Source organism: Phenylobacterium glaciei (assembly GCF_016772415.1).
GTDB classification, from domain to species: Bacteria; Pseudomonadota; Alphaproteobacteria; order Caulobacterales; family Caulobacteraceae; genus Phenylobacterium; species Phenylobacterium glaciei.
Genome location: NZ_JAGSGD010000001.1, coordinates 2593704 through 2608701 on the forward strand (window position 1 = coordinate 2593704; position 14998 = coordinate 2608701).

At 66.1% G+C, this 14998-nt stretch carries 13 protein-coding genes and 3 tRNA genes; 3 read left to right on the forward strand and 13 right to left on the reverse strand.

Going from position 1 to position 14998, the window contains the following annotated elements; translation table 11 throughout:
• Nucleotides 1-7: 7 nt before the first annotated feature.
• The 10 genes from rpoB to JKL49_RS12805 form a co-directional block, all read right to left on the reverse strand.
• Complete coding sequence (rpoB, locus tag JKL49_RS12760; RefSeq protein WP_215340979.1) at nucleotides 8-4096, reverse strand: DNA-directed RNA polymerase subunit beta; 4089 nt, start codon at nucleotides 4094-4096, stop codon at nucleotides 8-10.
• A 292-nt stretch (nucleotides 4097-4388) separates the two neighbouring features.
• Nucleotides 4389-4829 carry a hypothetical protein gene (locus tag JKL49_RS12765; RefSeq protein ID WP_215340980.1) on the reverse strand — a complete coding sequence of 147 codons (441 nt, stop codon included), beginning with the start codon at nucleotides 4827-4829 and terminating at the stop codon, nucleotides 4389-4391.
• A gap of 135 nt (nucleotides 4830-4964) precedes the next feature.
• Nucleotides 4965-5348: a 50S ribosomal protein L7/L12 gene (gene rplL / locus JKL49_RS12770; protein ID WP_215340981.1), complete on the reverse strand. Its 384-nt coding sequence runs from the start codon at nucleotides 5346-5348 to the stop codon at nucleotides 4965-4967.
• 45 nt (nucleotides 5349-5393) lie between these two features.
• The gene (gene rplJ / locus JKL49_RS12775; RefSeq protein WP_215340982.1) at nucleotides 5394-5909 is read right to left on the reverse strand and encodes a 50S ribosomal protein L10; all 516 of its coding nucleotides are present in this window, start codon (nucleotides 5907-5909) and stop codon (nucleotides 5394-5396) included.
• Between the two features lie 337 nt (nucleotides 5910-6246).
• Nucleotides 6247-7815 (reverse strand): alkaline phosphatase D family protein, encoded by a 1569-nt coding sequence (locus JKL49_RS12780; protein ID WP_215906469.1) that lies wholly within the window; start codon nucleotides 7813-7815, stop codon nucleotides 6247-6249.
• 127 nt (nucleotides 7816-7942) lie between these two features.
• Nucleotides 7943-8632: a 50S ribosomal protein L1 gene (rplA, locus tag JKL49_RS12785; RefSeq protein WP_215340983.1), complete on the reverse strand. Its 690-nt coding sequence runs from the start codon at nucleotides 8630-8632 to the stop codon at nucleotides 7943-7945.
• Nucleotides 8633-8635: 3 nt separating this feature from the next.
• Nucleotides 8636-9067 (reverse strand): 50S ribosomal protein L11, encoded by a 432-nt coding sequence (gene rplK, locus JKL49_RS12790; RefSeq protein WP_215340984.1) that lies wholly within the window; start codon nucleotides 9065-9067, stop codon nucleotides 8636-8638.
• Between the two features lie 112 nt (nucleotides 9068-9179).
• A complete protein-coding gene (nusG, locus tag JKL49_RS12795) occupies nucleotides 9180-9752 on the reverse strand; it encodes a transcription termination/antitermination protein NusG (protein WP_215340985.1) in 573 nt (190 codons plus the stop codon).
• A gap of 5 nt (nucleotides 9753-9757) precedes the next feature.
• Nucleotides 9758-10063, reverse strand: a complete 306-nt coding sequence (gene secE, locus JKL49_RS12800) for a preprotein translocase subunit SecE (RefSeq protein WP_215340986.1) — start codon at nucleotides 10061-10063, stop codon at nucleotides 9758-9760.
• Nucleotides 10064-10127: 64 nt separating this feature from the next.
• A tRNA-Trp gene (locus JKL49_RS12805) sits at nucleotides 10128-10203 on the reverse strand.
• A 188-nt stretch (nucleotides 10204-10391) separates the two neighbouring features.
• Between JKL49_RS12805 and JKL49_RS12810 the strand changes: the two genes are divergently transcribed.
• Nucleotides 10392-10565 (forward strand): hypothetical protein, encoded by a 174-nt coding sequence (locus JKL49_RS12810; RefSeq protein ID WP_215340987.1) that lies wholly within the window; start codon nucleotides 10392-10394, stop codon nucleotides 10563-10565.
• Between the two features lie 113 nt (nucleotides 10566-10678).
• Here the strand turns inward: JKL49_RS12810 and tuf are convergent, their stop codons facing one another.
• The 3 genes from tuf to JKL49_RS12825 all read right to left on the reverse strand — a co-directional run bounded on the left by tuf (nucleotide 10679) and on the right by JKL49_RS12825 (nucleotide 12104).
• Nucleotides 10679-11869 (reverse strand): elongation factor Tu, encoded by a 1191-nt coding sequence (gene tuf / locus JKL49_RS12815; protein WP_215340974.1) that lies wholly within the window; start codon nucleotides 11867-11869, stop codon nucleotides 10679-10681.
• A gap of 24 nt (nucleotides 11870-11893) precedes the next feature.
• A tRNA-Gly gene (locus JKL49_RS12820) sits at nucleotides 11894-11967 on the reverse strand.
• A gap of 51 nt (nucleotides 11968-12018) precedes the next feature.
• Nucleotides 12019-12104, reverse strand: a tRNA-Tyr gene (locus JKL49_RS12825).
• A gap of 122 nt (nucleotides 12105-12226) precedes the next feature.
• Between JKL49_RS12825 and rlmB the strand changes: the two genes are divergently transcribed.
• Both rlmB and JKL49_RS12835 read left to right on the forward strand, forming a co-directional pair.
• Entirely contained in the window at nucleotides 12227-13024 is a 798-nt protein-coding gene (rlmB, locus tag JKL49_RS12830) for a 23S rRNA (guanosine(2251)-2'-O)-methyltransferase RlmB (RefSeq protein ID WP_215340988.1), read from the forward strand.
• Between the two features lie 126 nt (nucleotides 13025-13150).
• A complete protein-coding gene (locus JKL49_RS12835; RefSeq protein WP_249778081.1) occupies nucleotides 13151-14944 on the forward strand; it encodes a stalk-specific protein X in 1794 nt (597 codons plus the stop codon).
• Nucleotides 14945-14998: the final 54 nt, after the last annotated feature.

Sequence of the window (14998 nt, forward strand, 5' to 3'; positions counted from 1 at the left end):
AGCCGGCCTAGCCGTTCTCGAGCTCGACGTTCAGGCCCAGGGAACGCATTTCCTTGACCAGCACGTTGAAGCTTTCCGGGATCCCGGCCTCGAAGGTGTCGTCGCCGCGGACGATGGACTCGTAGACCTTGGTCCGGCCGGCCACGTCGTCGGACTTCACCGTCAGCATTTCCTGCAGGGTGTAGGCCGCGCCGTAGGCTTCCAGAGCCCAGACCTCCATCTCCCCGAACCGCTGGCCGCCGAACTGGGCCTTGCCGCCCAGCGGTTGCTGAGTGACCAGGCTGTAGGGGCCGATGGAGCGGGCGTGGATCTTGTCGTCCACCAGGTGGTGCAGCTTCAGCATGTAGATGTAGCCGACCGTGACCGGGCGCTTGAACTGCTCGCCGGTCTGGCCATCGTACAGGATGGACTGACCAGAACGGGCCAGGCCGGCCTTTTCGAGAAGGTTCTCGATGTCGTCGATGTGGGCGCCGTCGAAGACCGGGGTCGCGAAGGGCACGCCCTTGGACAGGTTCTTACACAGCTCGATCAGTTCCTCCTCGGTGTCGGGGAGCTCCTGGTCCTTGCCGTAGATGCTGACCAGGTGGTCGACGAGGGCCTTCTTCTGGCCGCCGTTCTGCCAGGCTTCCAGCAGGTCGGCGATCTGACGGCCCAGGCCGGCGGCGGCCCAACCCAGGTGGGTCTCGAAAATCTGACCGACGTTCATGCGCGAAGGCACGCCCAGCGGGTTCAGCACGATATCCACGTTCTGGCCGTTGGCCAGGTAGGGCATGTCCTCGATCGGGAGGATCTTGGAGATAACCCCCTTGTTGCCGTGACGGCCGGCCATCTTGTCGCCGGGCTGAAGCTTGCGCTTCACGGCCACGAAGACCTTGACCATTTTCATCACGCCGGGGGGCAGTTCGTCCCCGCGCTGCAGCTTGTCGACCTTGTCCTCGAAGCGACGGTCCAGGCGCTTGCGGGCCTCATCGAACTGGCGGCGCATGGCCTCCAGCTCGCCCATGGCCTTTTCGTCGTCCAGGGCGATCTGCCACCACAGACCGGGCGCGATCTCTTCCAGCTTGTCGGCGGTGACTTCGCCGCGGCCCAGGCCCTTGGGACCGGAGACGGCGGTCTTGCCGGTGATCAGCTCGCGCAGGCGCGAGGTCATGTTGCGGTTCAGGATCCCGAACTCATCGTCGCGGTCCTTGCCCAGGCGGTCGATTTCAGCGCGTTCGATGGCCATGGCGCGCTCGTCCTTGTCGACGCCATGACGGTTGAACACGCGGACTTCCACGATGGTCCCGGCGACGCCCGGGGGCAGGCGCAGGGAGGTGTCGCGAACGTCGGAAGCCTTTTCGCCGAAGATGGCGCGCAGGAGCTTTTCTTCCGGCGTCATCGGGCTTTCGCCCTTCGGCGTCACCTTGCCCACCAGGATGTCACCCGGCAGGACCTCGGCGCCGATCGCCACGATGCCCGCTTCGTCGAGGTTGCGCAGGGCTTCCTCGCCGACGTTGGGGATGTCGCGGGTGATCTCTTCCGGACCCAGCTTGGTGTCGCGGGCCATGACCTCGAATTCCTCGAGATGGATCGAGGTGAAGACGTCATCGCGCACGATGCGCTCGGAGATCAGAATGGAATCTTCGAAGTTGTAGCCATTCCAGGGCATGAACGCGACGAGGGTGTTCCGGCCCAGGGCCAGTTCACCGAGGTCCGTCGACGGGCCGTCGGCGATGACGTCGCCGGTGTTGACCCGGTCGCCCACGCGCACCAGCGGACGCTGGTTGATGCAGGTCGAAGTGTTGGAACGCTGGAACTTCTGCAGGCGGTAGATGTCGACGCCGGCCTTGGTCGGGTCGTTCTCTTCGGTGGCGCGGATGACGATCCGGGTGCCGTCCATCTGCTCGATCACGCCGGCGCGGCGCGCCACCAGGACAGCGCCGGAATCGACGGCCACGATGGCTTCCATGCCGGTGCCGACCAGGGGCGCATCCGACTGGATGAGCGGCACGGCCTGCTTCTGCATGTTCGAGCCCATGAGGGCGCGGTTGGCGTCATCGTTTTCCAGGAACGGGATCAGCGAGGCGGCCACGGAGACCACCTGCTTGGGCGACACGTCCATCAGGTCGACGGTGTCGCGGGGCAGCAGGCCCGGCTCGCCATTGACCCGCCCGGCCACCAGTTCCTCGACGATCACGCCGTCCTTCAGGGTGATGTTGGCCTGGGCGATGACGTGCTTGGCCTCTTCCATCGCCGACATGTAGACGACCTCGTCGGTCGTCTTGCCGTCCTTGATGCGACGGTAGGGGCTCTCGATGAAGCCGTACTTGTTCACCACCGCGTGGGTGGCGAGCGAGTTGATCAGGCCGATGTTCGGGCCTTCCGGCGTTTCGATGGGGCAGATGCGGCCGTAGTGGGTCGGGTGCACGTCGCGGACTTCGAAGCCCGCGCGCTCCCGGGTCAGACCGCCCGGACCAAGCGCCGAGAGGCGGCGCTTGTGGGTGATTTCCGACAGCGGGTTGGTCTGGTCCATGAACTGCGAAAGCTGCGAGGATCCGAAGAACTCACGCACGGCCGCGGCGGCCGGCTTCGCATTGATCAGGTCGTGCGGCATGACGGTGTCGATATCGACCGACGACATGCGTTCCTTGATGGCGCGTTCCATGCGCAGCAGGCCGACGCGGTACTGGTTTTCCAGCAGTTCGCCGACCGAACGCACCCGGCGGTTGCCCAGGTTGTCGATGTCGTCGATTTCACCGCGGCCGTCGCGCAGGCCCACCAGGGTCTTTAGGACCGCCAGCACGTCTTCCTTGCGCAGGATGCGCACGTCGTCGGGGCAATCGAGCTCAAGGCGGATGTTCATCTTCACGCGACCAACCGAGGACAGGTCGTAGCGTTCGCCGTCGAAGAACAGCGACTTGAACATGGCCTCGGCGGCTTCCACCGTCGGCGGCTCACCGGGACGCATGACGCGGTAGATGTCGAACAGCGCGTCCTCGCGGGCCGAATTCTTGTCCACGCGCAGGGTGTTGCGCATGTAGGCCCCCATCGTCACCTCGTCGATGTCGAGGGTGTCGAGGGTGGTGAAGCCCTGCTCTTCCAGCGCCGTGATCAGCGGCTGGTCGAGCTCGTCGCCCGCTTCGGCGTAGATTTCACCAGTCGCGTGGTTCACCAGGTCGCTGGCCAGATAGCGGCCCACCAGGGCTTCCGGCGGCAGCAGCAGGGTCGTCAGACCCGCGTCGGCGAACTTCTTGGCGTTACGGGCCGAGATCTTCTGGCCGGCGGGGGCGATCTCTTCACCGGTCTCGCCGTCAACCAGCGGGTATTCCGGCTTGGTCCCGCGCCAGCGCTCGGGCTTGTAGGGGGTGGCCCAGCCGGCTGCGCCCTTCTTGGACTCCAGGCGCTTCTCGTAGGGCACGGTGTCGTAGAAGGTGGAGAGGATCTCCTCACCGTCCATGCCCAGCGCCATCAGGAAGGTGGTGGCCGGCAGCTTGCGGCGGCGGTCGATGCGGACGAAGACGACGTCCTTGGCGTCGAACTCGAAGTCGAGCCACGAGCCGCGATAGGGGATCACCCGGGCCGCGAACAGCAGCTTGCCCGAGGAGTGCGTCTTGCCCTTGTCGTGGTCGAAGAACACGCCCGGCGAACGGTGCATCTGCGAGACGATGACCCGCTGCGTGCCATTGACGATGAAGGTGCCCTTCTCCGTCATGAGCGGGATATCGCCCATGTAGACGTCCTGCTCCTTGATGTCCTTCACGGAGCGGGCGCCGGTCTCTTCGTCGGTTTCAAAGACGATCAGGCGAAGCTTGACCTTCAGCGGCGCCGCATAGGTCATGTCGCGCTGGACGCACTCTTCGACGTCGTACTTCGGCTCTTCGAACTCGTAGGTGACGTATTCAAGCACCGCGCGTTCGTTGAAGTCCTTGATCGGGAAGACGGACTTGAACACCGCCTCCACGCCCTCGTCACGACGCTCACCGGCGCGGGTCTCGCGCTGCAGGAACTGTTCGTAGGAGGAGCGCTGAACCTCGATCAGGTTCGGCATTTGCACGGCTTCAGGAATGCGGCCGAACGAGTGACGGATCCGCTTTTTACCGGTGAAGGATTGCGCCATTTTATTCCCTTGAGCGACGCCCGGAACGGTTTCCAGGCGTCAGGTCTTTTATCCCGCGTCCACCCTCGAACGTCCTTGCGGACGCCGGACGCTGGAGCCCCTGTATCGCCAGGGGCGTTCCCTCGCATGGCCGGAGGGCGTAGGGCCATGCCTCGGAACATTGGCGCGCGTCAAGAATCGCGTGTGAGACGAATCGTATTTTGCGAAGGAGCCGAAGTAAGCCTTCTCGCAGAGGATGTGAAGCCCCCTTCGAAAAGTTCGTGCCCGGCAGCCGAAATTATCGAGGCCGGTCTTACCTCGCCTCCGGACCACGCTTGGCGAACATAACCCCCAGCAGCGGCGCGGCGAGAACACTTGCCAACGCCATGAAGATCATCAGCAGCGCACTGATCACCGCCCCGCCCTCGCGACCAAATTGCACTACCGCCAGCCACCATACAAACGAGCTGAGCAGGACAGAAAGTACGAGGCTAAGGCCGCACCCAAACACCGCCACCAAAAACACCCGGCTCGCGGAGATGAGGCGGGAGGTGTTCCGAGGAATCGGTTGGCTCTGAAGAAAGGATAGGCTCGGGAAAATCACCGACACCGAATAGGCCGCTGCTATTGGGACGATAACGGCGGCGATCAGGCGCGCACTATCTCCAGCCAATCCATCTGCCATACCAAATCTGGGGTTCAGGCTGAAATAGGCTAGGCCGAAGGGCGCGAGCAGCAGGCCAAGGGCGATCAACGCCTTTCTCCCAACGGCCGCATCACCTGAACCAGTCATCGCGAGAGCCTATCAACCGGCGCCCCAAACGCAAACGGGCCCCGGAGATCGCTCTCCGGGGCCCGCCTGAGCTGCGCGGCGAACCGCGCGTCAGTCTTACTTCACCGAGACGGTCGCCCCGGCTTCGGTCAGCTTCTTGGCGACTTCGTCGGCGACTTGCTTGGACACGTTCTCGACGACGTTCTGCGGAGCGCCTTCGACGAGGTCCTTGGCTTCCTTCAGGCCGAGGTCCGGACGGACGCCGCGGACTTCCTTGATCACGTTGATCTTCTTGTCGCCACCGGCGGTCAGAACAACGGTGAACTCGGTTTGCTCTTCAGCGGCTTCAACCGGAGCAGCGGCGGCGCCACCGGCGGCGGCCACGGCCACCGGAGCAGCGGCGGAGACGCCCCACTTTTCTTCCAGCAGCTTGGACAGCTCGGAGGCTTCCAGGACGGTCAGGGCGGACAGGTCATCGACCAGTTTTTCAAGCTTCGACATTTGGATAATTCCTTAGGGAGTGGGTGTTGTCGGGGAAAATGACGATCAGGCGGCGTCTTTGGCGGCGTAAGCCGACATGACGCGGGCAAGCTGAGCGGCCGGGGCCTGCAGAACGCCGGCGATCTTGGTCGCGGGGGCTTGCAGAAGGCCGATAATCTTGCCGCGGAGCTGGTCGAGGGACGGCAGGGTGGCGAGATTGCCAACCGCGGCCTTGTCCAGCACCTCTTGACCCATGAGGCCGCCAATGATGGTGAACTTGTCGTTCTCCTTGGCGTACTGGGTCGCGACCTTGGCGGCTGAGACAGGGTCCGGCGCATAGGCGATGGCGACCGGGCCGGTGAAGAGGGCGTCGCCCGCCTCGCCAACCGAACCGTCCAGGGCCTTCTGAGCCAGGGTGTTCTTCACCACCTTCAGGTGAGCGCCTTCCTTGCGGAGGCGGCCACGCAGATCGGTCATTTCCGCAACGGTCAGACCCAGATTGTGGGTCACGACCACGGCGCCGGCGTCGGCGAAGACGCCCTTGAGCGTCTCAATCGTCACCTGCTTTTGAGCGCGGTCCATTGCGGTCTCCATACTCAGGTCCAGCCACCGGACGATTCCGGCGACCGCATAGATGATCGTTGCGCGGGGAACCCACGCGGCCGATCAGCCTGTCCGAGAGAAGCCGCAGCCTGCGCGCCCATTCGAAGCGAATGGTCGATGAGGCGTCATCTTCCCGTCTCCCCGCGGCTGAGGAAGGGCTCTTCCTCGCGTTATGGTCCCCGGTGACCCCGGCGACCCCGCAGTTCATGGACAGGATCGAGACCCGAAGGCCTCGAGCCCACCTCCCCTGTCGGAGAGGCGAAACTTTAGAGGGGCGGGCTCTACACGAGCCGCGCGCCGGCGTCAAACCTTGGGGTCAGATCCGGTGGACGCCGGGGACGCCGTTCTCCAGGGCGAAGCTCGCCAGGTCGCGGATCGGAGAGGTCGGGACCAGGGCGTTTTCCACGGCCCGGAAGGTGACCCGGGAGTCCTTGGGGGTCAGGTCGACCCGGCCGTAGCCGCGCACCGCGCCGTCATACAGCTTGATGTGCGGGTTCTTGGCGGCGTAGGCGCCCTCGCCGCCGCCCAGCGAACTGATCGAGCCGCCGACGAACTCCGCGCCGACCGCCGGTCCATCGGAGGCCTCGCACAGGTCGGCGGCGGCGAAGGCGTGGATGTCGCCGCCAAGCGCGATGGGGTTGGAGACCTTGGCCTCGCGCCATTGGCGCAGGATGCGGGCGCGGCTGGCGGGGTAGCCGTCCCAGCCGTCGCTGGAGTAGGCGCGCGTCGCCTGGCTGGCCGGGTCCCCCAATTGCAGTTCCGAGAACAGGGTCTGCTGGGCCAGCAGGTTCCACTGGGCCTTGGAGGTCGCCAGGCTGTCCATAAGCCAGGCCTCCTGGGTCTGACCCAGGATGGAGCGGGCCGGATCGCGGCGTTCCTCACAGTCGCCGATCAGCTTGCCGCGATGAGGCGGGCCCGGCGGCTGGCAAGGCTTGCCGTCGCGATACTGGCGATCGTCCACCACCTGGATCTGAGCAAGGGTTCCCCAGTCCAGTCTGCGGTACAGCAGCATGTCGGGTCCCACCGGAATCGTCCGCCGGCGCAGGGGCATGTGCTCGTAATAGGCCTGATAGGCGGCGGCGCGGCGGCGCAGGAAGGTCTCGCCGGAAACCCCGTCCTGGTCGTGGTCGCCGCCATAGTCGTTGGAGACCTCGTGGTCATCCCAGGTCACCATCCAGGGCGCAACGGCGTGGGCGGCCTGCAGCAGGGGGTCGGTCTTGTAGCTGGCGTAGCGCACCCGGTAGCCGGCGACATCCTTCGGCTCGGGATTGGCGTGCAGCCGCACCGCGCCCTTGCTGCCCGGCGCACCCTCATAGATGTAGTCGCCGAGGAAGAGGATCAGGTCCGGCGCCTCCTCCACCATGTGGGCGTGGGCCGAGTAGAAGCCCGCCTCGTACTTCTGGCACGATGCGAAACAGAGGCGCAGGCGGTCCACTTGCGCGCCCCTGGCCGGGGCCGTGCGGGTGCGGCCCACAGGGCTCTGGGCTCCGGCGGCGGTGAAGCGATACCAGTACTCGCGACCCGCCTTCAGGCCCGCCACCTCGACATGGACGGAGTGGCCGGCATTGGGGGCGGCGAGCGCCTTGCCGGAGCGGACGAGCTTCCGCATCGCCTGATCCTCGGCGATCTCCCAGCGCACCGCGACAGGCTCGGGCGGCATGCCGCCGTCGGGCTGAAGCGGCTTGGGCGCCAGGCGGGTCCAGAGCACAACGCCGTTGGCGGTGGGCTCGCCCGAAGCGACGCCGAGGCTGAAGGGATTGTCGGCCAGGGACGGCGCGGCCAGCACCGCCCCGCCGATAGCGGCCGGCGCCAGGGCCAGGCCCGCGAGGCTGGCGGCGCCGCGCAGCAGCTGGCGGCGCGCCATGGATGGAATGTAGAGGCTCATGAGCAGCCCTCCCCCGTAACTTAAGGAAGAGACTAGGCGTCGATCACGACAGAACGCCAACACCAAACAGAAACGGGCGGGTCCCGTGAAGGACCCGCCCGCCGAAGTTCAATCAGCTTGATAGGATTCAGACGCCGACGGAGTTGGTGTCGACGCGGAAGCCCGGGCCCATGGTGGACGAGAGGCTGATGCGCTTGATGTAGATGCCCTTGGCGCCCGAGGGCTTGGCCTTGTTAAGAGCATCGACCAGGGCGCGCACGTTGGCCAGCAGGGCGTCTTCGGTGAAGCTCGCCTTGCCGATGCCGGCGTGGATGATCCCGGTCTTCTCGGTGCGGAACTCGATGGCGCCGCCCTTGGCGTCCTTCACGGCTTGACCGACGTTGGGGGTCACCGTGCCGACGCGCGGGTTCGGCATCAGGCCACGGGGGCCCAGCACCTTACCCAGACGGCCAACGAGGGCCATCATGTCGGGCGTGGCGATCACGCGGTCGAACTCCATGAAGCCGCCCTGGATGCGTTCCACCAGCTCTTCGCCGCCGACGATGTCGGCGCCGGCCGCGGTGGCTTCAGCCGCCTTGGCGTCCTTGGCGATGACGGCGACGCGGACGTCGCGGCCGGTGCCGGAGGGCAGGCTGACCACGCCGCGGACCTGTTGGTCGGCGTGACGCGGGTCAACGCCCAGGTTGACGGCGATCTCGATGCTTTCATCGAACTTGGCGGTGGCGTTGGCCTTCACCAGCTTCACGGCGTCGGTGACGGCGTGATTGGCGAGACGGTCACCGGTCCAGGCTTGAATGCGTTTGGCTTGCTTAGGCATCTCTTAGGCCTCCACGATCTCAAGACCCATCGAACGGGCGGAGCCCTCGATGATCTTGGCGGCGGCTTCAACGTCGTTGGCGTTGAGGTCCTTCATCTTCTTTTCGGCGATGTCGCGCAGTTGCGTGCGCGAGATCGAGCCGGCCACGTCGCGGCCGGGCAGCTTGGAGCCCGACTTCAGGCCCAGGGCCTGCTTGATGAAGTGGGTCGCCGGCGGGGTCTTGGTGATGAAGGTGAAGGACTTGTCCTGATAGACGGTGATGATCGTCGGCAGGGGCGTGCCTTTGACTTCCTTCTCAGTGCGGGCGTTGAACTCCTTGCAGAAGCCCATGATGTTGACGCCGCGCTGACCCAGCGCCGGCCCGATGGGCGGCGAAGGTGTGGCGGAGCCCGCGGACACCTGCAGCTTGATATAGCCCAGAATTTTCTTGGCCATGCTCTCCTCTGTGACCGGACGTCCGGTCTGTTGAGCCGTGGTCCGGCCCTGGCTGGGCCTCCCACGGTTTTAAGAGCCCCTCCCCGCGGGTGCGGGAAAAGGCGGTTCGCAGTCAGGTCGTCTTTTCGACCTGGCTGTATTCGAGCTCGACCGGCGTGGCGCGTCCGAAGATGGACACCGTCACGCGCAGGCGGGAGCGTTCCTCGTCAACCTGCTCGACCGAGCCGTTGAAGCTGGCGAACGGACCGTCGGTGACGCGGACCTGTTCCCCGATCTCGAACTGGATCGTGGGCTTGGGCCGCTCGACGCCTTCTTCGATGGCGCCGATGATCCGGGCGACTTCCTTTTCCGAGACCGGCTGCGGCTTGTTCTGGCTGCCCAGGAAACCGGTGACCTTCGGGGTGTTCTTGATGAGGTGGTAGGCCTCGTCGGTCAGCTCCATCTTCACCAGGACGTAGCCGGGGAAGAACTTGCGCTGGACATCGATCTTGCGGCCGCGGCGGATCTCGGTGGCGGCCTCGGTGGGCACCAGGACTTCGGAGAAGTTCTCCTCCAGCCCCTGGGACTTGGCCTGCTCCAGGATGGAGTCCTTCACCTTGCCCTCGAAGTTCGAGTAGGCGTGGACGATGTACCACTTGTGGCGCGGGTTAGCGGCGACGGCGACTTCGGGGGCTTCAGCGTTCATTTCGTCTATCCCGCGTTCGCGAGCTTGAGGAGGAAGGCCATGGCGAGGGTCAGGGCCCCATCCACCAGGGAGAAGAACGTCGCGGCCAGCACCACCATGATCCCCACCATCACCGAGGTGATCCAGGTCTCCTTGCGGGTCGTCCAGGTGATCTTGCGCGCCTCGGCGCGGACTTCCCGAAAGAATTGGGCGGGGCTGGTCTTCTTCTTCGGCGCAGCCTGCGCCAGGGCCGAGGCAGGCGCGATCACCGCGGCCGTCTTGGCGGCGCGGTTCTTCATCGCTTGCGGCGTGGAACCTGGTTTCCTGGCCATATAGGCGCTCGACACTCTCTTATACGGGCGGCGGACCTCCGCGCCCTTGGACCTACATATAGATTGGCAGGAGCGGAGGGACTCGAACCCACGACCCTCGGTTTTGGAGACCGATGCTCTACCAGCTGAGCTACACTCCTACGATCCACCCCCTGGTCAGGGCGGCCTCCGGACAATGAACATCGCGCCGGAAAGGCTTCCGGCGCGTGCTCATCGCTAGAGCCGGGTCGTTTAGCAGTGGCCGTCGCCCCAAGCAATAGTCGCGGCGCGCGGATCGAAGCGACCCGGGCCTGCGTTTCCGTAAGGCCCCGTCCCTTCAGGAAATCCCATGCCAGCCCGAGACCCCAACGCCGCCAAGACCCGCGACGAGGACATGAAGCCCACCTCTCCGCCCCGCCCGGCCACAGAGCCCCCGGGAGCCAAGGATTCGAGCCGCAACGCCAAGACCCTGACCAATCCCGCGACGGGCGAACCCGAGTCGGGCCCGCCGCGTCCCGCATAAAGAGAAGGGCCGCCCGGGTTTCCCCGGACGGCCCTGATCTTTGGGTCGAAGTCTCCCGGCTCGGCCTTCGGGCTTACGCCCTTCGTTGGCCGGGATGACGGGTCTTAGATGACCTACTCGACGATCTTGGCCACGACGCCGGCGCCGACGGTGCGGCCGCCTTCGCGGATGGCGAAGCGCAGGCCCTGGTCCATGGCGATCGGGGTGATCAGCTCCACGTCCAGCTCAGCGTTGTCGCCCGGCATGATCATTTCCACGCCTTCCTTCAGCTTGATGATCCCGGTCACGTCGGTGGTCCGGAAGTAGAACTGAGGACGGTAGTTGGTGAAGAACGGAGTGTGACGGCCGCCCTCTTCCTTGGTCAGGATATAGGCCTCGGCCACGAACTTGGTGTGCGGGGTGATCGAGCCCGGCTTGCAGAGAACCTGGCCGCGCTCGACGTCTTCACGCTTGGTGCCGCGCAGCAGCACGCCCACGTTGTCGCCGGCTTGACCTTGGTCCAGCAGCTTGCGGAACATTTCCACGCCCGTGCAGATGGTCTTCTGGACGGGACGGATGCCGACGATCTCGACTTCCTCGCCAACCTTCACGATGCCCTTTTCGATCCGGCCGGTCACAACCGTGCCGCGGCCCGAGATCGAGAAGACGTCTTCCACCGGCATCAGGAACGGCAGATCCACCGGACGCTCCGGCTGCGGGATGTATTCGTCCACCGTCTTCATCAGCGCCAGGATCGACTCTTCACCGATCTTCGGATCGCCGCCGTCGATGGCCACCTTGGCCGAGCCCATGGTGATCGGAATGTCGTCGCCCGGGAACTGATACGACGACAGGAGCTCGCGCACCTCCATCTCCACCAGTTCCAGCAGCTCGGAGTCGTCCACCAGGTCGACCTTGTTCATATAGACCACCAGGGCCGGCACGCCGACCTGACGGGCCAGCAGGATGTGCTCGCGGGTCTGCGGCATCGGACCATCAGCGGCCGAAACCACCAGGATCGCGCCGTCCATCTGCGCCGCGCCGGTGATCATGTTCTTCACATAGTCAGCGTGGCCAGGGCAGTCGACGTGGGCGTAGTGACGGTTGACCGTCTCATATTCCACGTGCGCGGTGTTGATCGTGATCCCACGCGCCTTCTCTTCCGGAGCCGCGTCAATATCGGCGTAGTTCATCGCCTTCGCGCCACCGGCCTTGGCCAGCGTAATCGTGATCGCAGCCGTCAGCGTCGTCTTGCCATGGTCAACGTGACCAATCGTGCCGATGTTGCAGTGCGGCTTATTGCGTTCGAACTTTTCCTTGGCCATGGGATCCTACGGGCGTTTGAGAGATGGAGCGGGTAGCGGGAATCGAACCCGCGTATTCAGCTTGGAAGGCTGCTGCACTACCATTGTGCTATACCCGCCGAGGTGGGTGCTCGTGTGCGAGCCTCCATAGAGAGTGTCGCTCCGGCGCGTGGTGGGGGAAGTAGGACTCGAACCTACGAAGGCGTACGCCAGGGGATTTACAGTCCCCCCCCTTTGCCACTCGGGACATTCCCCCAGCGCGCTCGGAGCCTCACCGAAGGCCGAACAAAACCTACCGCTGATCGGCGCGACCGGTGTTAAAGCCGGGCACGAGCAGCGGAAAACCAGTCCGGTCCCCGATTTGGAGAGCGCCTTATAGTGTCGTCACACAACGAACGCAACGCGCCCTGGAAGGGTTCTAAAAACGGGGCCCGCGGACGCAGTCCCGGACGGCGTGACGCCGTGTCCGACGACTGGCTGTGGGGCTGGCACGCGGTGAGCGCCGCCCTGGCCAATCCGGCCCGCGAACCGGCCGACCGGCTGCTGGCCACGCCGGACCGGGCCAAGGAGCTCACCGCCCGATTCGGTAAGAACCCGGCGCTGGAAATCGTGGAAAACGGCGTCATCAGCCACAACCTGCCCAGCGGCGCGGTCCACCAGGGCCTGGCCGTGCAGATCGCCCTGCTGGATTCGGTGGCCCTGGAAGACTTCGAGGCCAAGCGCGGCGCGGTCATATTGATGCTGGATCAGGTGACCGATCCGCAGAACGTCGGCGCGATCCTGCGCTCGGCCGCGGCCTTCGGGGCCAGCGGGGTCATCCTGCAGGACCGTCATGCCCCCAAGCTGACCGGGGCCCTGGCCAAGGCCGCCGCCGGGGCGGTGGACCAGATCCCGACGTCTCACGTCGTGAACCTGTCGCGGGCGCTTGAGACCCTGGCCGATCTCGGCTGGCGGGCCGTGGGGCTGGATGGTTCGGCGCCCCAGTCCCTGGAGGACGCCCTCGACGGCGCGCCCACCGTCCTGGTTCTGGGGTCGGAGGGTGACGGCCTGCGCCGGCTTGTCGCCGAACATTGTGATGCGTTGGGCAAGATCCCGATGCCAGGCGGGTTTGAGAGCCTCAACGTGTCCGCGGCGGCGGCGGTGGCGCTCTATGAAGCGGCCCGAATTCGCGCCTGAGGCGAATCGAACACCCGCGACACGATTCAGGCTTTTGCTTTCGGTCTCAGGGCGTGGTCTGTTGCGTAACTGTTAAGGTTTAGGGCCAGAGTGCGGCCCTGATCTCGGCATGGGATGGGGGCCCCAATGGCGATTATGATTACCAAGTGGATGTTGCGTGGTACGTCGATTGCGGTGCTGACCCTTGCGGGCTGCAGCGGACCGACCTCCCATGAAGTCGCCCCGCCCCCGGACGCCTATACCCAAGCCCCCCCGCCCGAACTGATGGGCGGCGCCCCGGGGGCCCGCTCTGACGACAGCGGCCTGGCCGGTGGCCCCCCCGGCCCGTATGCCGAAGCCACCCCCTATCGCGCCCCGTCGCGCTATGTGAACCGCCTCGTCACCTACCGCCGCGCCGACGGCGTACTGGTGACCGCCATGCGGCCGGTGCCCAATCCGGAAGACATGTCGGCCCGTGAGCGCCGCCTGGTCTATGGAGCCCGCTACGCGCCTCGGGCCTATGTCAGCTCCAGCAGCCGGGTCCGTCACCCGGCGCCGGCCTATTACGCGCCGGCCAAGGCCGTGCCGGCCCGTCCCGCCGCCCATCCGGTGGTCGCCGCCAAGCCGGCCGCCAAGCCGATGGTCGTGGCCGCCAAGCCGGTCGCGCCGGTCGCCAAGCCGGTGATCGCCGTGGCGCCGCTCAAGGCGATCGAACAGGCCAAGCCTGCGCCCGCCCCCAAGCCCGTCCCGGCCTTGGCTAAAGCGCCCCAGCCCAGCTTCCCGGCCACCGGCCTGCCCGTGCCCGCCGACGCCAAGCTCGCCAAACTGCAGACCGCCGTCGGCGGCGAAGTGGCCTCGGGCTCCAAGCTCACCGTGCCGGACGCGGTCACCAAGGGCCAGCCGGGCGCGGTCAGCCTGACCCTGCCCCAGACCCTGCTGGCCACGATCCAGCGCGAAGCCGCCAAGCTTGGCCTGACCAAGGCCGCCAAGAAGGCCGAGGTCACCGCGACCCTGTCGGGGACCGGCTATGAGATCACCCCCAACGGTCCGCAGACCGCCAAGCTGAAGACCGGCGAAGCCGCCGCCTTCAACTGGCAGGTCAAGCCTGGCGCCGGCGAACGTGGGCCTCTGAAGGCCGACGTCGACGCCAAGCTCACCGGCGTGAAGCCCGCGATGACCTTCTCACTGGCCAGCCTCGAACAGGCGCTCGCCGCCGTGATGCCGGAAGCTCCGGTGAAGAAGGGCTTCAGCTTCAAGGGTCTACTGAGCAAGCTGACCATTCCGGGCATGAAGGACATCTCGGTGCCCGGCGTCGGCCGCGTGCCCTCCAACAAGGTGGTGGCCGGGGCCCTGGTTCTCGCCGCCCTGGCCTTGCTGATCGCCCTGGCCCGCGGCGCCGGTGAAAGCCGTCGCCGGGCCGAGCGTCGCCGCAAGTTCCGCACCATGACCGACAATGGCGCGACCTCGCATTCCGAGCCTGAGGAAGAGCACCACCACGGCATCGCCGCCCCCCTGGCCGCCGCGGCGGCTGGCGCGGCGATCGCCGGCGCCATCGCCTCGCATCACCATGACGAAGGCCATGGCGACGGCCACGGCCATAACGCGCACGATGACCATGGCCACGCCACCGCCGACCACGGCCACGCAGCGCACGACGATCACGGACACGCCGCCCACGATGATCACGGCCACGCCGCTGCACACGACGACCACGGTCACGCCACGGCGGCCGACCACGGCCATGCCGCCGACGATCACGGACACGCGGCCCACGACGATCACGGACACGCCGCGGCCCACGACGACCACGGTCATGCCGAGACCCACGCCGTCGCCCATGACGACCACGGTCACGACGGCCACGGCCATGACGCTCATGCGGCCCATGACGATCATGGGCACGCCGCCGAGCACCACAAAGAGCCGGAACACGCCCACTAGGGACCGGCCAGGCCTTCTGCGGCCTGCCCGGACCTAGAGACTCGAACGACGGCT